22 protein-coding genes and 1 tRNA gene are annotated in these 20335 nt (G+C 67.8%); 12 read left to right on the top strand and 11 right to left on the bottom strand.

Features of this window, described 5'->3' with window-relative positions; all coding sequences use genetic code 11:
* The first annotated feature begins 112 nt into the window (after positions 1-112).
* Genes FB562_RS02650 through FB562_RS02665 form a run of 4 tightly spaced genes read left to right on the top strand, consistent with a single transcriptional unit; the run spans position 113 to position 4987 of the window.
* Positions 113-1327 (top strand): cytidylyltransferase domain-containing protein, encoded by a 1215-nt coding sequence (locus FB562_RS02650; protein WP_342777295.1) that lies wholly within the window; start codon positions 113-115, stop codon positions 1325-1327.
* Positions 1324-2205 (top strand): N-acetylneuraminate synthase family protein, encoded by an 882-nt coding sequence (locus tag FB562_RS02655; protein ID WP_141879723.1) that lies wholly within the window; start codon positions 1324-1326, stop codon positions 2203-2205. Before FB562_RS02650 ends, FB562_RS02655 begins: the two co-directional genes overlap by 4 nt.
* A gap of 3 nt (positions 2206-2208) precedes the next feature.
* Entirely contained in the window at positions 2209-3483 is a 1275-nt protein-coding gene (locus tag FB562_RS02660; protein WP_141879724.1) for a DUF6716 putative glycosyltransferase, read from the top strand.
* Positions 3484-3493: 10 nt separating this feature from the next.
* Positions 3494-4987 carry a sensor histidine kinase gene (locus FB562_RS02665; protein WP_141879725.1) on the top strand — a complete coding sequence of 498 codons (1494 nt, stop codon included), beginning with the start codon at positions 3494-3496 and terminating at the stop codon, positions 4985-4987.
* Positions 4988-5183: 196 nt separating this feature from the next.
* Here the strand turns inward: FB562_RS02665 and FB562_RS02670 are convergent, their stop codons facing one another.
* A complete protein-coding gene (locus tag FB562_RS02670) occupies positions 5184-5432 on the bottom strand; it encodes a WhiB family transcriptional regulator (protein WP_141879726.1) in 249 nt (82 codons plus the stop codon).
* 184 nt (positions 5433-5616) lie between these two features.
* Between FB562_RS02670 and FB562_RS02675 the strand changes: the two genes are divergently transcribed.
* Positions 5617-6054, top strand: coding sequence for a hypothetical protein (locus tag FB562_RS02675; RefSeq protein ID WP_246081312.1), 438 nt, complete (start codon positions 5617-5619; stop codon positions 6052-6054).
* Positions 6055-6063: 9 nt separating this feature from the next.
* Here the strand turns inward: FB562_RS02675 and bcp are convergent, their stop codons facing one another.
* Positions 6064-6546 (bottom strand): thioredoxin-dependent thiol peroxidase, encoded by a 483-nt coding sequence (gene bcp / locus FB562_RS02680; protein ID WP_141879727.1) that lies wholly within the window; start codon positions 6544-6546, stop codon positions 6064-6066.
* 92 nt (positions 6547-6638) lie between these two features.
* Here bcp and FB562_RS02685 point away from each other — a divergent pair.
* Positions 6639-6714 (top strand) — tRNA-Lys (locus tag FB562_RS02685).
* Between the two features lie 27 nt (positions 6715-6741).
* On the opposite strand, the gene FB562_RS02690 is transcribed toward FB562_RS02685, so the two are convergent.
* The 3 genes from FB562_RS02690 to FB562_RS02700 form a co-directional block, all read right to left on the bottom strand.
* The gene (locus FB562_RS02690; protein ID WP_141879728.1) at positions 6742-6978 is read right to left on the bottom strand and encodes a hypothetical protein; all 237 of its coding nucleotides are present in this window, start codon (positions 6976-6978) and stop codon (positions 6742-6744) included.
* A 224-nt stretch (positions 6979-7202) separates the two neighbouring features.
* Entirely contained in the window at positions 7203-7373 is a 171-nt protein-coding gene (locus FB562_RS02695) for a hypothetical protein (RefSeq protein WP_246081313.1), read from the bottom strand.
* Between the two features lie 11 nt (positions 7374-7384).
* Entirely contained in the window at positions 7385-7654 is a 270-nt protein-coding gene (locus FB562_RS02700) for a DUF1905 domain-containing protein (protein WP_141879729.1), read from the bottom strand.
* A gap of 160 nt (positions 7655-7814) precedes the next feature.
* Here FB562_RS02700 and aroD point away from each other — a divergent pair, with 160 nt between their 5' ends.
* Positions 7815-8609, top strand: a complete 795-nt coding sequence (gene aroD / locus FB562_RS02705) for a type I 3-dehydroquinate dehydratase (RefSeq protein ID WP_221625356.1) — start codon at positions 7815-7817, stop codon at positions 8607-8609.
* Here aroD and FB562_RS02710 read toward each other — a convergent pair.
* From FB562_RS02710 to FB562_RS02730, 5 genes are all read right to left on the bottom strand, one after another.
* Complete coding sequence (locus tag FB562_RS02710; protein ID WP_141879730.1) at positions 8606-8989, bottom strand: YchJ family protein; 384 nt, start codon at positions 8987-8989, stop codon at positions 8606-8608. The genes aroD and FB562_RS02710 overlap by 4 nt on opposite strands.
* A gap of 53 nt (positions 8990-9042) precedes the next feature.
* Positions 9043-9627: a flavin reductase family protein gene (locus FB562_RS02715; RefSeq protein ID WP_141879731.1), complete on the bottom strand. Its 585-nt coding sequence runs from the start codon at positions 9625-9627 to the stop codon at positions 9043-9045.
* Between the two features lie 145 nt (positions 9628-9772).
* The gene (locus FB562_RS02720; protein ID WP_141879732.1) at positions 9773-10771 is read right to left on the bottom strand and encodes an aldo/keto reductase; all 999 of its coding nucleotides are present in this window, start codon (positions 10769-10771) and stop codon (positions 9773-9775) included.
* Complete coding sequence (locus tag FB562_RS02725; RefSeq protein ID WP_141879733.1) at positions 10771-11112, bottom strand: hypothetical protein; 342 nt, start codon at positions 11110-11112, stop codon at positions 10771-10773. The genes FB562_RS02720 and FB562_RS02725 overlap by 1 nt, the downstream gene beginning before the upstream one ends.
* Before the next feature lie 2 nt (positions 11113-11114).
* Complete coding sequence (locus tag FB562_RS02730) at positions 11115-11312, bottom strand: hypothetical protein (protein WP_141879734.1); 198 nt, start codon at positions 11310-11312, stop codon at positions 11115-11117.
* A 141-nt stretch (positions 11313-11453) separates the two neighbouring features.
* Here FB562_RS02730 and FB562_RS02735 point away from each other — a divergent pair, with 141 nt between their 5' ends.
* The 3 genes from FB562_RS02735 to FB562_RS02745 are packed head-to-tail and all read left to right on the top strand — an operon-like array spanning position 11454 to position 16808.
* A complete protein-coding gene (locus tag FB562_RS02735; RefSeq protein ID WP_141879735.1) occupies positions 11454-12005 on the top strand; it encodes a TetR/AcrR family transcriptional regulator in 552 nt (183 codons plus the stop codon).
* A gap of 34 nt (positions 12006-12039) precedes the next feature.
* Positions 12040-14982, top strand: coding sequence for an MMPL family transporter (locus tag FB562_RS02740; protein WP_141879736.1), 2943 nt, complete (start codon positions 12040-12042; stop codon positions 14980-14982).
* Positions 14979-16808: a YhgE/Pip family protein gene (locus FB562_RS02745; protein ID WP_141879737.1), complete on the top strand. Its 1830-nt coding sequence runs from the start codon at positions 14979-14981 to the stop codon at positions 16806-16808. Before FB562_RS02740 ends, FB562_RS02745 begins: the two co-directional genes overlap by 4 nt.
* Positions 16809-16870: 62 nt before the next feature.
* Here FB562_RS02745 and FB562_RS02750 read toward each other — a convergent pair whose 3' ends face one another.
* On the bottom strand, positions 16871-17764 hold the full coding sequence (locus FB562_RS02750) for a sugar phosphate isomerase/epimerase family protein (protein ID WP_141879738.1): 894 nt from the start codon (positions 17762-17764) through the stop codon (positions 16871-16873).
* Positions 17765-17919: 155 nt separating this feature from the next.
* Between FB562_RS02750 and otsA the strand changes: the two genes are divergently transcribed.
* Both otsA and otsB read left to right on the top strand, forming a co-directional pair.
* The gene (gene otsA, locus FB562_RS02755; protein WP_246081314.1) at positions 17920-19497 is read left to right on the top strand and encodes an alpha,alpha-trehalose-phosphate synthase (UDP-forming); all 1578 of its coding nucleotides are present in this window, start codon (positions 17920-17922) and stop codon (positions 19495-19497) included.
* A complete protein-coding gene (gene otsB / locus FB562_RS02760; RefSeq protein ID WP_141879740.1) occupies positions 19490-20260 on the top strand; it encodes a trehalose-phosphatase in 771 nt (256 codons plus the stop codon). Before otsA ends, otsB begins: the two co-directional genes overlap by 8 nt.
* Positions 20261-20335: the final 75 nt, after the last annotated feature.

Below are 20335 nucleotides of genomic sequence, written 5' to 3' on the forward strand. Positions count from 1 at the left end.
GAGAAGCCGTCTTCCCGCTCGTCGTCTGTCGTTAACCTGCTCTCCACCTGCCGGTCGAATCCGAAAGTTACCTTCGCTGAGTCGAGCGGAGGAGGTACCGGCTGTGACTGTTGTGGCGCTGGTACCTGCCCGTGGCGGTTCCCAGGGGGTACCGGGAAAGAACCTGCGACGTATCGGGGGGTTTCCGCTCGTCGCGCGGGCGGTGCGGGCAGCAAACGGGGGTTTGCGCGTAGACCGTGTGATTGTCACGACCGATGATGTCGAGATCGCACAGGTCGCCCGCTCCGCTGGCGCTGAGGTGATCGACCGGCCGGCCGAGCTTTCTGGCGCGACCGCGTCATCCGAGTCGGCGCTGCTGCATGCGCTCGACCAGCTCGACGAGCAGCCGCGCATCGTCGTCTTCATTCAGGCGACTTCGCCGTTCATCGACCCGACCGTGCTCGATGAGGCCATCCGCCGCGTCGATGAGGGCGAATGCGATGTGGTGTTCTCTGCGGTGCCGACGTATGAGTTCCTGTGGGGGCAGAACGACGGCGAGGCATCCGGAATCAATCACGACCCGACGTTCAGGCCGCGTCGGCAGGACCGCGAACCGCATTTCCGCGAGACGGGCGCCTTCTATGTGATGCGGGCCGACGGCTTTCGTGAGGCCGGCCACCGCTTCTTCGGGCGCGTGGGCGTGGCCGAGGTCGACGAGCTCGGCTCCATCGAGATCGACACGGAGGACGAGCTGCGGCTCGCCGAGGCCATCGAACCGCTGTGGACCGCACGCCACGGGGCAACCCCGAGGGTCGTCGAGCTCGACGTCGACGCCGTCGTCACCGACTTCGACGGCGTGCACACCGACAATCGGGCATCCGTCTCCGCCGACGGCGTCGAACGCGTCACGGTGCACCGCGGCGACGGCATGGGAGTTTCGCTGCTGCGCCGCGCGGGCGTGCCCGTGCTCATCCTCTCGACCGAGACGAACCCGGTGGTGACGGCGCGGGCGGCCAAGCTCGGCGTCGACGTCATCCAGGCATCCGACGACAAGGCTGCAGCTCTGCGCGTCTGGGCTGCCGACCGAGGACTCTCGCTCGATCGGGTCGCCTACCTGGGCAATGACGTCAATGACCTCGGATGCTTCGCAGCAGTCGGATGGCCGGTCGCCGTTCCCGACGCCCACCCCGATGCCCTCGCGGCGGCCCGCATCGTGCTGGCCACGCCCGGCGGTTCGGGTGCCGTGCGCGAACTGGCCGACCGGGTGCTCGCCGCTCGGGCATCCTTCAGCACCACCGACGTCGTGCCCTCGCACGACGTCACCACCACGACAGGAGAACGCAGATGACCGTTTCGATCCAGGGCACCCCCATCGGGGCCGGCCACCCGGTCTATGTGATCGCGGAGATCGGGCTCAACCACAATGGTGACGTCGAGCTCGCCAAGAAGCTCATCGACGTGGCTGCTGAGGCGGGCGCCCAGGCGGTCAAGTTCCAGAAGCGCACGCCCGAGATCTCCACGCCGGAGCACATGAAGCAGGTGCCGCGTGAGACGCCGTGGGGCACCATGAGCTACCTCGACTACCGCTACCGCGTCGAGTTCGACCGTGAGCAGTATGTCGAGATCGGCGACTACGCGACCCTCCGCGGCCTGGACTGGTTCGCTTCGCCGTGGGACGAGCCCTCCGTCGACTTTCTGGAGGATCTCGGTGTCGGCGCGCACAAGGTGGCCTCGGCATCCGTCACCGACCATGGCCTGCTCGCGCGGCTGGCGCAGACGGGCAAGACCATCATCCTGTCGACGGGCATGTCGACCCTGCAGGAGATCGACGCTGCCGTGGAGGTGCTCGGCACCGAGAAGCTCGTGATGCTGCACGCGACGTCGACGTACCCGCTGCCGCCCGAGGAGGCGAACCTGCGCACGATCCTCACCCTCCAGCAGCGCTACCGGAATGTGCCGATCGGCTACTCGGGTCATGAGCGCGGCCTGCAGATCTCGCTCGCCGCGGTCGCGCTGGGCGCTGTCGCGGTGGAGCGGCACATCACGCTCGACCGCACCATGTGGGGCTCCGATCACGCCGCGTCACTCGAGCCGCAGGGCTTCGAGCACCTGGTTCGCGACATCCGCATCATCGGCGAGGCCATGGGTGACGGCGTCAAGCGCGTCTTCCCGGGCGAGCTGGCACCTCTGGCGAAGCTGCGCCGGGTGCCCGCGCCCACGGCCTGAGGGGTGAGATTCCTCGTCGTCGGGGACTCCGACTCGTACATCAAATGGGGTGCGGCACTCGCCTCGACGCTCGGCCCCGAATGGCAGAAGCAGCTCGTCGTGCTCGCCTCCCCGGTGAAGCCCAGCCCGGCGCAGCTTGAGGCGGCGCTCGCGGCGACCGACTTCTGTTCGGCGGATGCGCGCGAGGTGCCGCTGGCCGAGCTGCAGCAGCTCATCGAGCAGGAGCGACCGGATGTCGTGCTCGCCGCCCTGCGCGGCCCCGTCGTGCGCGTGGTCGCCAGAGCCGTGAGGGGTGTGCTCGGCCACCGCCCGGTGCTGCTCAGCGGACTGCCCGGCATCACCATCCCCGCCGCGCGCAAGGCTGTCACCTACCGTTCGCATGTCGACATGGTGGTGCTGCACAGCAGACGTGAGGTGCGCGAGTTCTCGGCGCTCGCCGCGGAGATGGGGTCGACGCAGCGGTTCGGGTTGGCGACGCTTCCGTTCATTCCGGCGGATGCGCATCCGGCCGGTCCTGCGGCGTCTGGCTCTGCGCCGGCCGGTTCTGCGCCATCGGGCTCTGCTCCGTCAGGCACGGATGTGATCTTCGCCTCGCAGGCGATCGTGCCACGCGAGCGGGAGGACCGCCTGCTGCTGCTCGGTTGGCTCGCCGAGCTTGCCCGGCGCGGCCCCGAGCGTCGCGTGGTCGTGAAGGTGCGGGCGGTCGGCGGCGAGGCGCAGACGCACGCCGAGACCTACGACTTCGCCGAGCTGATGCGCGAGCTCGACCCGCCGGCACCCTCCAATCTGGTGGTCGAGGGCGGGCCCATGGGGCAGCATCTGGCCCGGGCGGGTGCGCTCGTCACCGTGAGTTCGACGGCGGCCATCGAGGCCGTTGCTGCGGGCATCCCGGTGCTGTTGCCCAACGATTTCGGCGTCTCCCCGCACCTGATCAATGTGGTATTCGAGGGCAGCGGGCTGTTCGGTGACAGCGAGCAGCTGATGGCGGGCGAGTTCCACCAGGCTGCCCCGGAGTGGTGCGACGACAACTATCTGCACGGTCGCGAGCACGACAGCTGGGTGGGGATGCTCGACGAGCTGGTCGCGGCGAACGCGCGGGCGACGCTGCCATGGCGGATGGCGCGGGAGACGGTCGTCGGCGGCGGCCTGCGCAGGGCGTGGGACAGGCGCAAGGCGCTCGGCACCTACGACCATTCGATCAGTGGTTCACTCGCGTGGCTGGTGGGGGTTCCGCTGCGCGCCGTCGTGCGGCGTCTCAGGCGCATCCGTGCGAGCTAATCTAAGAGGCGTGTCGACGCTTTCTGAACTCGTAACCGCCCAGGGCCGCTCCAGCGAGGCCGACATCGAGTGGCTCCATCAGCTCGTCGGTGACTGGCAGCTGCTCGCCGACCTCGCCTTCGCCGACATCGTGCTGTGGGTTCCGACCCCCGAGAACAGTTTCGTGGCAGTCTCGCATGCGCGCCCGTCGAGCTCGGCGACCCTCTTCTACCGTGACTTCGTCGGCCAGGAGGTCAAGCCGGAGTGGATCAAGCAGGTGACGGATGCCTTCGAGAGCGGCCAGATCGTCGACTCCTCAGCCCCCGACTGGTACGAGGAGACGCCAACGCGCGTGCGCGCCGTGCCGGTGTTCCGGCGGCTCGCGGTGAACAGCCCGGCGACGACGAAGCATCCGATCGCCGTCATCACGCGGCACACGAACCTCAGCGAGGCGCGCACACCGAGCCGGCAGGAGCTCACCTTCAACGAGTGCGCGAACGAGCTGTTCCGCATGATCGCCGACGGCGACTTCCCTGACCTGGCGGCTCCGACGGGCCCGCGTCGTGGCGCGCCCCGCGCATCCGATGGTCTTGTTCGGCTCGATGTCGACGGCACCGTCACCTTTGCGAGCCCGAACGGTCTCTCCGCCTTCAACCGCATGGGGTTCTCGGGCGAGCTGGAGGGCGAGTCCCTCGCCGAGGTGACCACGCTGCTGCTCAGCGGCAAGCTCATCATCGACGAGTCGCTGCCGCTTGTGGTGACGGGTCGCGCGCCGTGGCGCACCGACATAGAGGCGCGCGGGGTGACGGTGACGCTGCGGGCGATCCCCATCCGGGAGCGCGGCGAGCGGGTCGGCGCGATCGTGCTGTGCCGCGACGTGACGGAGCTGCGCCACCAGGAGCGCGAACTGATCACGAAGGATGCGACGATCCGCGAGATCCACCACCGGGTGAAGAACAACCTGCAGACTGTGGCGTCGCTTCTGCGCATCCAGGCGCGTCGCTCGCACACCGACGAGGCGCGCGAGTCACTCAGCCAGGCGATGCGCCGCGTCGAGGCGATCGCGGTCGTGCACGACACGCTCAGCGAGGGGCTCAGCCAGAACGTCGACTTCGATGTGGTGTTCGAGCGGGTGCTGCTGCTCATCGCCGAGGTCGCCTCCAACCACAACACGAAGGTGCACCCCACCTTCACCGGCAGCTTCGGCGCGCTGCCGAGCGCCTACGCGACGCCGCTCGCTCTTGCGCTCACCGAGCTGGTGACGAATGCGGTCGAGCATGGGCTCGCCGGCCGCGAAGGCAATGTGGAGATCGAGGCGCGGCGCGACGACGAGGTTCTGCGCGTGCAGGTGCGCGACAACGGCAGCGGTCTGCCCGAGGGCAAGGTGGGCACCGGCCTCGGCACGCAGATCGTGCGCACCCTCATCCAGGGCGAGCTGAGCGGAACGATCGACTGGCACACGCTCATGGGCAGCGGCACCGAGGTCACCATCGAGATCCCGCTCGTGTGGCTCAACCGCGACTGACGGGCGGCTCGCTTCGCTGTCGCTGCCAGTCGTAACGTCGTTGCGGACTTAACTTCACTGCGAGCGTTAAGCAGAACATCCGCCCTGCTGATGTGCGGGGCGGATGCCTGTGGTCACCGGCCTGGGAGGGTGCCGGTTCCCTGGTGCTAGGTGCTGCTGGTTTTACGTTCTGCTGTTGTGTGCGTGTTGCAGAGGTTCAGGAGGCGCGGCGTGCGCGGGCGGCGCGACGCTTGAGGGCGCGGCGCTCGTCTTCGCTGAGGCCGCCCCAGACGCCGGAGTCCTGATTGGTCTCGAGCGCGTACTGCAGGCACATCTCGGTCACATTGCAACGACCGCAGACGGACTTGGCCTTCTCGATCTGGTCGACAGCCGGGCCGGTGTTCCCAACAGGGAAGAACAGCTCAGGGTCGGCCGTGAGACATGCAGCGTTATCGCGCCAATCCAAAATAGGACTCCTTATGTGAGCGCGCGGGAACGATACCCGCGCAGGGGGTGCAGAGATACCTTGGGAGGTAATGAGAGTGGGGGTTTCTCGGGATTCGCTCACGGCCTTGTGAGAACTAAATCGACCTCCAATAGACTCTCATATCGGTTGTGCCAAATCAACGATTTTTGTATGGGATCTCGCTGTGAATGATGTTCTACACCCCAATGGGGGTGGTTCGGCGGATGCGGTCCCGTCGCCGCGCAGGCCCGCACTGTTGATCCTGTTGGCTGTTGTGCTCTTCGCCGAGTGCGCGCTCCTCGCCGCAGCATCCGTGTTTCTGGCTGTCGAACTGTTCGTCGAGGTGCCCGCCTCGTACGCCTCTGCTGTGGCGATTCTGGTGATCAGCGTTCTGGCGACCGTGTTCCTGGCGGTGCTCGCGGGGCAGACCCTGCAGGCGCGCTCGTGGGTGCGCGGTGCGGCGATCGTGTGGCAGGTGCTGCAGATCTCGGTCGGCGTCGGGTTCCTGCAGGGTGACTACGCGCGCCCGGACATGGCCTGGGGGCTTATCGTTCCTGCGGTCGTCGTGATCGTGCTGGTGTTCACCCGCCCGGTTCGTGAGGCCACCGGCTACCGTTCCTGAGCGGCGCCGTTACGCGTCGACGTCGAGCATCTTGCGCAGTCGTGCCACGTGGCCTGTGGCCTTCACGTTGTGCAGCGCGTGCTCGATCACACCCTGCTCATCGATGACGAAGGTGGAGCGGATGGTGCCCTCGATGATGCGGCCGTAGCTGTTCTTCTCACCCCAGGCGCCGTACGCGCGGTGCACCTCGAGGCTGACATCGCTCAACAGCGGGAAGGGGAGGGCCTCCTCCTGCTGGAACTTCTTCAGCTTCTCGGGGGAGTCCTTCGACACCCCGATCACCTGATAGCCGGCGGATGAGAGTGAACCGAGACTGTCGCGGAAGTCGCAGGCCTGCTTCGTGCAGCCGGGAGTGCTGGCCGCCGGGTAGAAGTAGACGATGACCTTCTGGCCGCGAAAATCGGAGAGGGACACCTGCTTGCCGTCCTGATCGCCCAGCGTGAATGCGGGGGCGGCGCTGCCTTCGGCCGGCGTGGTCGTCGTCTCTGCCAATGCTTCTCCTCGGGTCGGGCCCTCGCGTTTTCGACGGGCTCGATCTCATGCTAATCTTGATCCTCGGCTGCAGCTTTCACCGCAGCGGCCATGCACCTCTAGCTCAATTGGCAGAGCAACTGACTCTTAATCAGTGGGTTCCGGGTTCAAGTCCCGGGGGGTGTACCAAAGAAAGACCTGGTCGGAAGAGAGTTTTCACCGGGTCTTTTTCATTTGGCGAATATAGACGTGCAATCCGGTGCCAAACCAAAAACGAAGCACGACGGCACACGATGCGACGATTAGCGCCACCCACCCCGAGAGGTGGAGCGTGAACGCGAACAGGATCGACAATGTCGCGACGTTGACGGCCGCCACCGCAGATCCCGACATCAGCAATGCGGCGATGATCGGAGGCAATAACCAAGCGGACACCGAGATCGCAATCGTCAAGCCGCTGGAGAGTCGACGGAGGCAGACGAAGAGGGCCAGACCAAAGAGCCCCGCCGCCCCGATCCACCACGGTGAACCCCAGCTGGGGGCGGACTCACCATACTCGGGCCCGGCCGTGAGGGCACCTAGCAAAGATTGACTGACGTAAACGACCACAGCCGCCGCCGCACCTGTGGCGGCTGTGATCCTTGTTGTTGTCGAGGGCACGTCACACGCTGATTCCGCTAGTACGTTCCGACGAATCCAGTCATGTTTGCGTTGGGGTAAACGCCGTTGAGCTCGCCGGTGATGCGCAGGGCATCCTGACTGATCCGGTGCATGATCTCGTGCAGGGGTGAGTCGCCCGTGATGGTGTCGCCGGCGTTCAGTGCGTCGAGAAGATCGTCGAGTTCCATCGTGTTCCTTCTCAACCGCGGCGGGCGATGCGCACCTGCACGTCGTCGCCGACGCCTTTGCCGAGCTTCTTGCGCAGCGCGGCGCTCACCGAGATGAAGTGGTGGCCCTGCCCTGTGGGCATGAGCGCGGATGTCACGGCGACGCCGTCGACTGTCGCATCCGCTTTCACGGAGTTGCCGGTTCCGAAGAACTCCTTCGAGCCGGGCACTTCGATCACCGACCAGGCGGGCATCCATTCGGGGTTCACGATCGTGGCGGAGAAGGCGAGCTCTTCTGGCATGCAGCCAGCGTACCCGCGCGTCGCCGCACAAAACGAAGGACATCCGCGCAATAACGACCCCGATCGCGCCCGCAGCGGCACAATCGGCGCGGATGTCCTTCGTTTTCGGCGGGCCCGATCGCCCTAGACTCGGGGAGGTCGGATGCGAGCGGGAGGCGACATGAGCATGGGCGAGATGGCGACGGCGACGGTACAGCTGCGGGGCGTGACGCTGGGGGAGGGCGCACCCAAGATCTGCGTGCCGCTCATCGACGCGACGGCCGACGCGTTGGCGGCCACCGCATCCGCTCTGCCCTTCGATGTGCTCGACCTGGTCGAGCTGCGCATCGACTTCTTTGACGAGATCGGCGATGCCGACGCGGTGACGGATGCCCTCAGCAGGGTGCGCTCGGCGCTGCCCGATGGCGTGCCGGTGCTGTTCACGTTCCGTTCGCTGCGTGAGGGCGGGCAGCGAGAACTCGCCACAGGAGACTATGAGGCGCTCATCGCGCTCGCCGCCGATTCCGGCCTGGTCGATGCCGTCGACGTGGAGATGTTCACGCCGGCGGATGCGCTGGGCCGCATCGTTGCGCACGCGCACGACGCAGGCGTTCCGGTCGTCATGTCGTCGCACGACTTCGACGCCACCCCGCCGCGCGAGGAGATCGTGGGCAGGCTGCGCCGCCAGCAGGAGCTCGGCGCCGATGTTGTGAAGATCGCGGTCATGCCGCGCAGCCCGCGCGACGTGGTCACGCTGCTGGATGCGACGGAGGAGTTCACCGCCACCGCTGCGCGCCCCGCCATCACCATGTCGATGGGGCCGCTCGGTGTTGCTTCGCGCGTCGCCGGCGAGGTCTTCGGCTCATGCCTGACGTTCGGCGCGGTCGGCACCGTGAGTGCGCCCGGTCAGCTGGCCGCAGCCGATCTGCGGGTGGCGCTCGATGTGCTGCACGCGGCAGCCTCTTCCGACGGTTAGGCGCCGTCGACGTAGTACCAGCGGCCGTCGACCTTCGCGAAGTTGCTGGTCTCGTGCTGTTCGCCGGCTCCCGCATCCGATCGGTAGTGCGCCGTGAATTCTACGGTTCCGCTGCTGTCGAGCATGCCGCCGCGCTCGGTGCCGTCGATGTCGAGCCGGTACCAGCGGATGCCCGGGTCGAGTTCGAGCGAGGTCGGCCTGGTCGACGGATGCCATGAGGCGAGCAGGTAGGCGGCGTCACCGACCGCGAATGCGGAGAAGCGGGAGCGCATGAGTCGCTCCGCTGTTGGCGCGTGCGCCTCACCGCGGTGGAGGCGCCCGCAGCAGTCGCCGTACGTGTCGCCGCTCAGGCAGGGGCAGCGGGCGGTGTCGGCGATCATGCGACCATTCTGCCCTGCGCGCAAGCTGCAGGCGCGGCGCCGAGTGGGACGCGCTAGATGCGCGAATGCTCCCCGAGCGAGTGCCACGTGCGGTTGTGGTAGACGAGCGGGTCGGCGTCGCTGAGGTCGTCGGGCACGCTGGCCTCGAGCGCGTGCACGGCGACGACGGTCGAGTTGCCGGCCTCCATGCGCGAGACGACGCGACCGCGGATCCAGGTGTCTGAGGCGGTGAAGTACGGCTCGCCGCTCGGCAGGGTGTCCCAGATGGTGGTGTCGGCGAAGCGGTCGATGTCGCTTGTGGCGCACAGTGTGGCGATGTCGAGCTGCTCGGCGCCGAGGAGGTGAACGACGACGGTGTCGGCGGCGAGGATGGTGGGGGCGCTCGACGACTGCGATGACACCGAGAAGACGAGCAGCGGCGGCTCGGCGCTCACCGAGAACACGGAGGTCGCGGTCAGCCCGACGGGCCCGTCTCCTGCGTCGGCCGTGATCACGGCGACGCCGGCGGGGTGGTTGCGGAACACGGTCTTGAATTCGCTGGCGGTGAGGCCTTCGAAGCGGTGGCGCGCATCCTGAGGCTCTTCGATGCTGTCGTCGATCCGCTGGCCTTGCGGCTGCAGTGCTGCGCTCGTGCTCATCGGCTGCCTTCCTCGTGCTGGGTGCCCGCGCCGTCTCCTGTGCGGTGGATGCAACTCTCCGCTCGGGAGCCGTATTCCGCAAAGTTTGTTGCGCACTGTGACGGTGAGACGGCAATCAAACGGGCCGCGATAGGAGGGGCCGTGATCAGAGCAGCCCTTCGCGCGAGCCGGAGACCCAGGCTGCTTCGGCCGACCTCGAGCCGGCGGCGCGGGCGGCGACCCCGTCGAGGGCGTCCATGTCGGTGTCGTCGAGCTGCAGCTGCTGGGAGCGCAGATTGCGCAGGAGGTGCTCGATGCTGCGCGTGCCGGGGATGACCGAGAGTTCGACCCCGATGCGGCGCGCTCTCTCGCGCAGCCAGGCCAGCGCGACCTCCTCTGTCGTGCCGGAGCGCTTCTCGGCGACAGCCGTCACCTCGCGGGCGAGGGCCATGTTGGCGGGCAGGTTCTCGGGCCAGAAGCGCGGAAAGGTGCGGCGCAGGTCGGTGCCGACGACGGATGCGTCGAAACCATCGGTCAGCAGGCCGCGCGAGAGCGGAGAGAAGGCGACGAAGGTGACGCCCAGCTCGGCGGCGGCCGGGGCGACGTAGGTCTCGACGTCGCGGCTGAGCAGGTTCCATTCCGATTGCACGGCGGCGATCGGATGCACGGCGTGGGCTCGTCGCAGCTCCTCGCCGGTGGCCTCAGAGAGCCCGATGTGCAGCACCTTGCCGGCCTGCACGAGTTCGGCGAGCGCACCCACGGTCTCCTCGATGGGGATGGCCGGGTCGACCCTGTGCTGGTAGTACAGGTCGAGGTGCTCGGTTCCGAGCCGGGCGAGGCTCAGCTCCACCTGCTGGTGGATGTATTCGCGATCACCGCGGATGCCTCGCTTGCCGTCGGCGCCGCGAATGATTCCGACCTTGCTGGCGAGGGTTATGGCGTCGCGCCCGCGTTCGGCGATGAAGCGGCCGATGATGGTCTCGCTGCGGCCGTCGCCGTAGATGTTGGCGGTGTCGATGTGGGTGATTCCGGCGTCGACTGCGGCGCGCAGTACGGCGAGCCCGGATGCGTCGTCGATGGCCCCGTAGGCGTCGCTGAGCGACATGGCGCCGTAGCCGACAGCGTCGAGCTCGAGGCGGGCTCCCGCCTCTGTCTGTGCCGGCATCAGGCCTTGGGCTTCTTGGGTCGGGTGGTTGAGGGTGCGGCGGGCGGCTCCTCGTCGGGCTTCGTCGTGGCTGGCGGCACGATGTCTTCCGCCCCGACGGGCGGCGCAGGCGGCGTGAGATCTGCTGGCGGCGCGGGCTGCGCCGCCAGCGCGGCGGGCAGGCGCACGTCGTCGTTCTTGTTCACGTAGATCTGTGCCGCCCTGGTCGCGACCAGCAGGAAGCGTACGAGCAGGAAGACGAGCCCCGCGACCACCGCGAATGCGATGAAGGCGATGAAGAGTTGCAGCACGATGGCGCCTGTTGCGAGGAAGCCGTGGCCGAAGCCGAATCCGTAGCCCATGATCAGTATTCTCCGAGTTCGTTTTCGCGTTCCTGTGTGTTTTTGATGACTGTTCCTGCGGCGATGGCGACGGTGAGTCCCCAGCTGATCCACATGAGTATGAGGCGCCAGTCGCGCGGCCCGCGCGCGGTGGCCTGCACTGTGCCGAGCCCGCCGAAGATGGCGCTGAGCATGGTGCTGCTGAAGATGAACTTGCGCATTGTCGTCTCCCGGGTGTGCCTGCTGTACGGTCGGCTTCCACGCTACTCGTTCGCCGGAACATCCGGCTGGGAGCTTCAAGAATGCTGGGAATCCTGACCGATCGGTCAATCTCTGACCGATCGGTCAGTTACGCTGATTCCATGTCCAGCGCATCCGATCTCCAGGCGATAGCACTCGCCGAGTTCGCCACAGCCGGATACACGGGCACCTCGATCGCGCGCATCGCCGAGATCGCGGGCCTCTCCAAGTCGAGCGTGCTGTATCACTACGCCAGCAAGGAGCTGCTGCTCGAAGCCGCAGTGACCCCCGCGATCGAACGCATGGCCGTCATCCTCGACTCTGTCGCAGGGCGTCCTCTCAGCCGGGCTCGTCGCCGCGCCTTCATCGAGGAGTTCGTCGACTTCCTGCTGCAGTACCGGCTCGAGGTGCACCTGTTCATCAACCAGGCGAAGTCGCTTGAGGATGTTCCGGTAATGGTGAGCGCATCCCAGCTCGTCGGGCGCATTGCCGCGTTCTTCCACACCTCCGCGACCAGCACCGTGGATCACATGCGCTTCGGTATCGCCCTCGGCGGTGCCGCCTACCTGCTCGTGTCGGGCTTCGAACTCGACACCGACCCCCTGCCGATCGATGAGACCAGGGCCGCTCTCATCACCGTCATGACAGAACTGCTCGACCCCATCTCGGAATAGCACTCACCCGGACCCCTCTCACTGGAGTACACCTGTGGCCACCCTGCTCTACCGCCTCGGCCGGTTCTCGTACCGGCGCGCCTGGACCGTCATCGCGGCCTGGGCGGTCATCCTGCTCGCCATCCTGGGCGGCGGCTTCGCGCTCGGCGGCAACATGCAGGAGTCGTTCGCGATCCCCGGCACCGAGTCTCAGGAGGCGCTCGATCACCTCGAGGCGGTGTTCCCGCAGGTTGCGGGTGCGAGCGCGCAGGCCGTCGTGGTGGCCCCGGATGGCACATCCGTCGCCGATGAGGCGAACAGGGCGGCGATCGACGAGATGGTGGCCGAGATCGGCAGGCTCGGTTTCGTCGACAGCGTCATGGGCCCGTTCGACGAGTATGCGGGTGAGGCCGTCTCGGATGACAAGGGCACGGCGCGCATCCAGGTGCAGTTCGACGGCAGCTCGGCAGAGGTGACGGATGCAATGCTCGCCGAGCTGACCGCGACGGCCGAGATCGGCGAGGACGCCGGCATGCAGGTCGAGTTCGGCGGTCAGGTCTTCCAGCAGAGCAGCTTCGGCGTCACGATCGTGGAGGTCTTCGGCGTCGTCTTCGCCGCGGTCGTGCTGCTCATCACCTTCGGCTCGCTGATGGCCGCCGGCATGCCGCTGCTGAGTGCCCTCATCGGTGTCGGCATCACGATCGGCGGCATCCTGCTCGCCTCAGAGGTGACGACGGTGTCGAACTCGGCGCCCCTGCTCGCCCTCATGATCGGTCTGGCTGTCGGTATCGACTACGCCCTGTTCATCCTGTCGCGCCACAGGACCCAGCTGGCTCTCGGTGACGACCCGGAGGAGTCGGCGGGCATGGCCGTCGGCACCGCGGGCAGCGCCGTCGTGTTCGCCGGTGTCACCGTGATCATCGCGCTGCTCGGCCTGCTCGTGGTGAACATCCCGTTCCTCAGCATCATGGGCATCGGCGCCGCCTTCGCCGTGCTGGTGGCGATCGGCGTCGCAGTGACCCTGTTGCCGGCGCTTCTCGGGCTGGCGGGCGCACGGCTCGCGCCCAAGCCCGGCTCGCGCTCGCACCGCCGCGCCAACGCGCTGAACGACCCGAACGCGAAGCCGTCGATGGGGCTGCGCTGGGTGCGCGGCGTCATGAAGGTTCCGGTGCTGGCGACCGTCGGCGTCGTCGGCCTTCTCGGGGTGCTCGCGGTGCCGGCGTTGAGTCTCGAACTGAACCTGCCCGACAACGGCGCGGAGGCGGCCGACAGCACGCAGCGCAAGGCCTACGACCTGATTGCGGACGGTTTCGGCCCCGGCTTCAACGGCCCGCTGATCGTGTCGATCGACATCACCCAGACGACCGATGTGCTCGACGACCTCGAGGGCATCGCCGATGAGCTGCGCGGCCTCGACGATGTCGCGTACGTCAGCCAGGGCATCCCCGACGCGACTCTCGACACGGCCATCGTGCAGGTGACGCCGTCGGGCGAGCCCTCCGCCACCAGTACCAAGGAGCTCGTTCAGGCCATCCGCGATCTGGCCCCGCAGCTCGAGCGCGAATACGGCACCGCGGTGTCGGTGACGGGCTTCACCGCGATCGGCATCGACATCTCGCAGCGCCTCACCGACGCGCTCATCCCGTTCGCGCTCATCGTGGTCGGGCTGTCGATCGTGCTGCTCATGATCGTGTTCCGTTCCGTTCTGGTGCCCATCAAGGCGGCGCTGGGCTTCCTGCTGTCGGTGTTCGCGGCGCTCGGCGTCACGGTCGCGGTGTTCCAGTGGGGGTGGGGTGCCGAGCTCATCCATGTCGACCATCTGGGCCCCATCCTGAGCTTCATGCCCATCCTGGTGATGGCGGTGCTGTTCGGCCTGGCCATGGACTACGAGGTGTTCCTCGTCTCGGGTATGCGCGAGGAGTTCGTGCACACGGGCAATGCGCGGCGTGCCGTCGAGCGCGGTTTCGCCGGGGGAGCCCGTGTGGTGACCGCCGCGGCCCTCATCATGTTCTTCGTCTTCTTCGCCTTCGTGCCCGAGGGCGCGGGAATGATCAAACCGATTGCGCTCGGACTCGCGACGGGCATCGCCTTCGACGCCTTCCTGGTACGCATGACGCTCGTTCCCGCCGTCATGACGCTGCTCGGGCGCAGGGCCTGGTGGCTCCCCGCCTGGCTGGCGCGCATCCTGCCGCACGCCGATATCGAGGGCGTTCACCTGCGCGACCACCGTGACGCGATCGAGTGGACCCGCACCCAGGGTGACGCCGCGATCAGCGCCGAGAGCCTCGTGGTCGGGGTCGACAGCACGACCGTCGGGCCGTTCCAGCTGAGCGTGCCGCGCGGAGCCGTCGTGCTCGCGAGCGGCGACCCCGCAGCGCGCCGGATGCTCGCAGCAACACTCGCAGGCAGAATCGCGCCGGTCTCGGGTCGCGCGCAGGTGCTGGGGCATCCGCTGCCCTCCGAGGCGCCGAGCGTCTCGCGGATCGTGGCGATGGCGGATGCCGCGGGTGCCGACGACGGCGACCTCGCGGTCACCTTCGGCCAGCTGCTGCGTGAGCGCATCACCGTGACCGTGCCCTGGTATCGGGCGACGTCGGTGCGGCGCACGGCTCGCCGCTGGGCGTCGCGCGCCGGCGACACGGTCACCTCCTCGCGCCTCTCCGCCGACTCGGTGGTGCGGCAGCTGCCGCAACTGGAGCGCGGGATCGCGCTGTCGACCGTCGCCATCGCGGAGGGCACCCCCATCGTCATGCTCGACCTGTTCGACGCATTCGCCGACGCGGGCGACGAGGCCGCATTCGTGGCCGCCGTCAGCAGGCTCGCGCCGAGCTCCACAACGATCGTCATCGGAACACCCATCCCGCTGCGCGGCCTGGGCGAGCTGCAGGCGGGTGGCCGCCACATCGTGCCGATCGACCTCTACGGCACCGCATCCGAGCCCTCAGCGGCTGACGATGCCGCCCATACCGACACCGACAGAACGGACGTGCTCGCATGAACCGCCTCCGCACCTCCATCGCCTCCCGCGGCGGGCTGAAGGCCGTCGTGATCGCGGCCGTCGTGCTCGTGCCGCTCGCCTTCGCCGGTCTCATCGTGGCCGCTGTGGCGAACGCCGACACGGCCACGAGCCGCATCCCGGCGGCGCTCGTCAACAACGACGAACTCCTCTACCAGACCGCCGAGGACGGCACCGAGACACCGTTCTTCGCCGGCCGCGGGCTCGTCACAGAACTGACCGGCGCCGACGACGGATTCGACTGGGTCATCACCAACTCGGATGCGGCAGAGAAGGCGCTCGCCGCGGGCGACGTCTACGCGGTCGTCACGATCCCCAAGAACTTCTCGAAGGCACTGTCGTCGCTGCAGGGCGACGATCCGCAGGCTGCCGAGATCAGCATCCGCACCGACGACTCACACAGCTACCTCACCGGTGAGCTCTCGGGGGCGCTCGGCGACACCATGGCGGCCACGTTCGGCAAGAACGTCACCGAGCAGTTCGTCTCCGGCCTGTACTCGGGCCTCGGCGATCTGGGCGGCTCGCTCGGCACCGCCGCAGACGGCGCAGACAAGCTCTCCGATGGCGCGACCTCGCTCGGAGGCGGGCTCACGCAGCTCTCCGACGGGCTGGCTGCCTCGCAGTCGGGTGCCACAAAGCTGTCGAGCGGCGTGAACCAGTACACGGGCGGCGTCGACTCCCTGAGTTCGGGCCTCGCCCAGCTCAACCAGGGCGCCGGCGGGCTCACCGCCCTCTCCGGCGGGGTCGCCCAGTACACGGGTGGTGTGTCGCAGTTGAGCGCGGCGCTCTCGGCCGAGATGGCCAAGCCTGTTCCCGACCTCGCCACGATCGGGTACCTGACTCAGCAACTGAGCGGGGCCGCGGCCGGGGGCACAGCCCTCAGCCAGCAGGCATCCGGCGCCATCGCCGGCATCCAGGGCGGAATCTCGCAGAGCGCATCCGGGGCAGCTCAGCTCGCCGCGGGCTCGGCCGGTCTGCGGTCCGGTGCGAGCCAGCTCGCGGGCGGGCTCGGCCAGCTGCAGGAGGGTGCCTCGGGCGCTGCCGGCGGCGCGGGCGAGCTGGCCTCAGGGGCTGGCGAGCTGGCATCCGGCCTGCGCAGCGGCGCAGAGCAGGTTCCCGCGGTCGACACGGGGGCGGCGGATGCGACGGCGAAGGTCATCGCCGAGCCGGTTCTCGTCACGAGCGACCGCGACAACCGCATCGCCGATCTCGGGGTGGGGGTCTCCTCCTTCTTCGTGCCCCTCGGGCTGTGGCTGGGCGCGTTCGCGGTGTTCCTCGTGATGCGCCCCGTCTCGTGGCGGGCGCTGACCTCCACGGCCACGCACGGGCGCCTCCTTGCGGCGGCATTCGCGAAGGCCGCCGCGGTGACCGTCGGCCAGGCGCTGCTGCTCGTCGGTCTGCTGCATCTCACGCTCGGCGTCGCCTGGTCTGCGCTGCCCGCAACGCTCGGCTTCGCCGTGCTCATGGCACTCGCGTTCACGGCGATCCACCAGCTGCTCGCGGTGGCGTTCGGTCGTGCCGGCCTCGTCGTCTCGCTGCTGCTGTTGGCGCTGCAGGCGACCACGACGGGCGGCATCTACCCGATCCAGCTGGTGTCAGAGTCGCTGCAGTGGCTCAACCCTCTGCTGCCGCTCGGCTACGGGGTCTCGGGAATGCAGGCCATCGTGGCGGGCGGCGCCCCCTCCGTGGCCGTCGGCTCGGCATTCGCGCTGCTCGGCTTCGGCCTGCTGGCTGCTCTGCTCGGCTACGCGTCGCTGCGGCGGATTCGTCGCATCCGGTCACTGGCCATGCTCCCGGCCACCGCATAGCGGTCGGCCTCGGAACGACGGATGCGTCCACCCCACAGGGCGGGCGCATCTGCGTTTGGCGCCTACTCGGTTGAGCCTGTGACGACCCTGCCACCCCTGCGGGCACGGCGGCGGATGCGCGAAAGAACCGTGCCGAGCGGGCGATGCATGACGGGGCGCCGGTCGCGCTGCCCGAGGGCGCTGCGCGCGAAGGCGAGCGTCTCGGACAGAAGCTCGAGCCGCTGCTCCTCTGTGCGGCACCGGCGGGTGTTGACCTCGGCGACGACGGAGCCCTTCCAATGTCGGCCGGAGAGGTACTGCAGCACTTCGGCGACCGGCTCACTGCCGCGGCCCGGCAGCAGGTGCTCGTCGAAGACCCTGCCCTCGTCCATAGAGCCGGAGCCGTCGCACAGGTGCACGTGGCGCAGCCTGCCGCCCATCGCGTGCGCGAGTTCGAGCGAGTCGCGGCCCGAGAGTGAGGCGTGCGAGAAGTCGAGCGTCATGGCGTCGCAGTCCATGAGGGTCGGGTCGTAGCCGGGTGAGTAGGCGCCGAGGCTGCGCGAGCCGACCTTCCACGGGAACATGTTCTCGACGGCGATCTCGACCCCGTACTCCGCGGCGGTGCTGCGCACGATGCGCAGAAAGTCCTTCGCATACGCCGCCTGCCAGCGGAACGGCGGATGCACGACGACGGTCGAGGCGCCGACCGCGCGGGCCAGCTCTGCCGACTTCTCGAGTTTCACCTGCGGGTCGCGGCCCCACACGAAGGTGGTGAGCAGCAGAACGGGCGCGTGGATCGACAGGATCGGCAGCTCGTACTTCATCGACAGGCGCAGAAGCTCGCTCGCGTCGCGGGTGCGTTCGTCGTTGGTGACCATGACCTCGACGCCGTCGTAGCCGAGCACACCGGCCAGCCTGAAGGCGTGCTCCAGCGACAGCGGGTAGACACTGGAGGTGCTGAGGCCGACGCGGATCATCGGCTCGATTCTAGACAGCCGACGCCGTTTGCGGGGTGAACGCCCGGTTGCCGTTCGTCGTCGTGCGGATGCACAGGGCATCCTGATGTGCCGCTGCTACGCTGATTCTGAGGCTTTCACAGACGAATATGCAAGACGAACCGGGTAGGCGACTCATGACAGCAAGTGCTGGTAAAGCCAGCGAATCTGGGCCCCAGGGAGACCGACATTCCTTCATCGTCGTCTCCAACAGGCTCCCTGTGGATCGCACGATCGATGACGCCGGCGAGGTCGTCTGGCGGCATTCGCCGGGCGGGCTCGTCACCGCGCTCGAGCCTGTTATGCGCAGCAATGACGGCGCGTGGGTGGGCTGGGTCGGCCAGCCGGATGTCGACATCGAGCGTTTCGAGAGCGACGGCATCCGAATCGTCCCTGTTCCGTTGAGCACGGAGGAGGTGGCCCGCTACTACGAGGGCTTCTCCAATGACACGCTCTGGCCGCTCTATCACGATGTGATCGCCCCTCCCGGCTATCACCGTGAGTGGTGGGAGGCGTATGTGCGCGTCAACAGGAGATTCGCGGATGCCGCGGCGGCGGTCGCCGATGACGGCGCAGTCGTGTGGGTGCAGGACTACCAGTTGCAGTTAGTGCCGAAGCTCCTGCGTGAGCAGCGCCCCGATCTCACGATCGGCTTCTTCAACCACATCCCGTTCCCGCCGTATGGCATCTACTCGCAGCTGCCGTGGCGCACCCCCATCATCGAGGGGCTGCTCGGCGCTGATGTGATCGGCTTCCAGCGGCTGGCTGACGCCAACAACTTCTCGCGTGCGGTGCGACGCCTCAAGGGCTTCACGACGCGGGGCTCCTCCATCGATGTGCCGCTCGTGGACGAGTCGCCGGGGGTTCGGGTGCATGCGCCGATCGCGGGCGGCAAGCCCACCCGCCGCGTCATCGCACGCCACTTTCCGATCTCGATCGACTCGCGCGGATTCGAGGAGATGGCGAAGCGTGCGGATGTCCAGGCCAGGGCGAAGCAGATCCGCGAAGATCTCGGCAACCCGGGCACGATCATCCTGGGCGTCGACAGGCTCGACTACACGAAGGGCATCGCGCACCGGCTGAAGGCCTTCGGCGAGCTGCTGCGCGACGGCACGGTGAGCGTGGAGGATGTCACACTCGTGCAGGTGGCCAGCCCGAGCCGCGAACGCGTCGACGCGTACATGCAGTTGCGCGACGAGGTGGAGCTCATGGTCGGCCGCATCAACGGCGACTACGGCACCATCCGCCACACCCCCATCAACTACCATCACGCCAGTTATCCGCGGGAGGAGATGGTGGCGCTCTACCTGGCGGCCGACGTCATGCTCGTCACGGCATTGCGCGACGGCATGAACCTCGTCGCGAAGGAGTATGTGGCCACCCGTACCGACAATGACGGCGTGCTCATCCTGAGTGAGTTCGCGGGCGCATCCGATGAGATGAAGAAGGCGCTGCTGGTGAACCCGCACGACATCGACGGCCTCAAGGCCACGATCGTGCGGGCCGTGTCGATGCCGAAGAGCGAGCGGATGTCGCGCATGCGTTCGCTGCGCAAGCGGGTGTTCGAGCACGATGTGGCGCGGTGGTCGTCGGAGTTCATCGACGTGCTGCTCAAGAACGGTCACTCGAAGACGAAGCAGTTTGAAACCGCGGATGTTGGGGCTGCGCAGGATGAGGGCGTGCAGCCCGAGGGGAGTGCCGCCGCCGATGGCTGATCGCGATCTCAGGGCTGCGGTGCACGAGCTGGCGGCGAGCCCGCTGCTGCTCGTCGCCCTCGACTTCGATGGCACGATGGCGCCGCTGGTCGACAGGCCGGAGGACGCCCGGGCGATCCCGGAGGCGCGTGCGGCGATGCTGCGGCTTGCCGGGCTGCCCGAGACCCGGGTCGCGCTCATCTCGGGGCGCAGCCTCGACAGCCTCGTGCATGTCGCCGACCCGCCGGCATCCGTTCTGCTGAGCGGCTCGCACGGTGTCGAGTCACGGCTCGACGCGGAACCGCGGGTCACGCTCGATGATGGTGAACGGCAGCGGCTGTATGCGTTGCGCGCGGTTCTTGACGGTGTCGCCGACTCCGTCGAGAACGCGTTCGTCGAGGTGAAGCCAGCGGGCTTCGCCCTGCACACGCGGTTGGTCGCGCCGGAGGGCGCGGCCGAGGCGCAGCGGCGGGCGCGCGAGGGAACTGCGGCGATCGACGGGCTGACGGTCCGTTCCGGCAGCAATGTTCTCGAGTTCTCGGTGCGCTCCACGACCAAGGGCGATGCGGTGCGGATGCTGCGCGATTTCGCCGGGGCGGCATCCGTTCTCTTCGCCGGCGACGACGTGACGGATGAAGACGGTTTCGCGGTGCTGGGGCCGGGTGATCTCGGCCTGAAGTGTGGTGCGGGGCCGACGGCGGCGGAGTTCTCTGTGGCTGATCCTGCGGCGGTCGCGGCGGTTCTGCATGAACTCGCCGATGCTCGCGAGCAGAAATATTCTTGATTCGGAATTTCTGCGGCCCTGAACGGCGTTGGGCAGTGTGTACCGTTCGGTAGAATCGGTTCATCTTGGTTGCCT

The sequence above is a fragment of the Homoserinimonas aerilata genome, assembly GCF_006716125.1.
Lineage (GTDB): Bacteria > Actinomycetota > Actinomycetes > Actinomycetales > Microbacteriaceae > Homoserinimonas > Homoserinimonas aerilata.

Coding starts and splice junctions, on each gene's coding strand:
- FB562_RS02655 (WP_141879723.1), top strand. CDS start 1,324: ATGACCGTTTCGATCCAGGGCACCCCCATCGGGGCCGGCCACCCGGTC.
- FB562_RS02695 (WP_246081313.1), bottom strand. CDS start 7,373: ATGGAACTCGACGATCTTCTCGACGCACTGAACGCCGGCGACACCATC.
- FB562_RS02700 (WP_141879729.1), bottom strand. CDS start 7,654: ATGCCAGAAGAGCTCGCCTTCTCCGCCACGATCGTGAACCCCGAATGG.
- aroD (WP_221625356.1), top strand. CDS start 7,815: ATGAGCATGGGCGAGATGGCGACGGCGACGGTACAGCTGCGGGGCGTG.
- FB562_RS02710 (WP_141879730.1), bottom strand. CDS start 8,989: ATGATCGCCGACACCGCCCGCTGCCCCTGCCTGAGCGGCGACACGTAC.
- FB562_RS02715 (WP_141879731.1), bottom strand. CDS start 9,627: ATGAGCACGAGCGCAGCACTGCAGCCGCAAGGCCAGCGGATCGACGAC.
- FB562_RS02720 (WP_141879732.1), bottom strand. CDS start 10,771: ATGCCGGCACAGACAGAGGCGGGAGCCCGCCTCGAGCTCGACGCTGTC.
- FB562_RS02725 (WP_141879733.1), bottom strand. CDS start 11,112: ATGGGCTACGGATTCGGCTTCGGCCACGGCTTCCTCGCAACAGGCGCC.
- FB562_RS02730 (WP_141879734.1), bottom strand. CDS start 11,312: ATGCGCAAGTTCATCTTCAGCAGCACCATGCTCAGCGCCATCTTCGGC.
- FB562_RS02735 (WP_141879735.1), top strand. CDS start 11,454: ATGTCCAGCGCATCCGATCTCCAGGCGATAGCACTCGCCGAGTTCGCC.
- FB562_RS02745 (WP_141879737.1), top strand. CDS start 14,979: ATGAACCGCCTCCGCACCTCCATCGCCTCCCGCGGCGGGCTGAAGGCC.
- FB562_RS02750 (WP_141879738.1), bottom strand. CDS start 17,764: ATGATCCGCGTCGGCCTCAGCACCTCCAGTGTCTACCCGCTGTCGCTG.
- otsA (WP_246081314.1), top strand. CDS start 17,920: ATGACAGCAAGTGCTGGTAAAGCCAGCGAATCTGGGCCCCAGGGAGAC.
- otsB (WP_141879740.1), top strand. CDS start 19,490: ATGGCTGATCGCGATCTCAGGGCTGCGGTGCACGAGCTGGCGGCGAGC.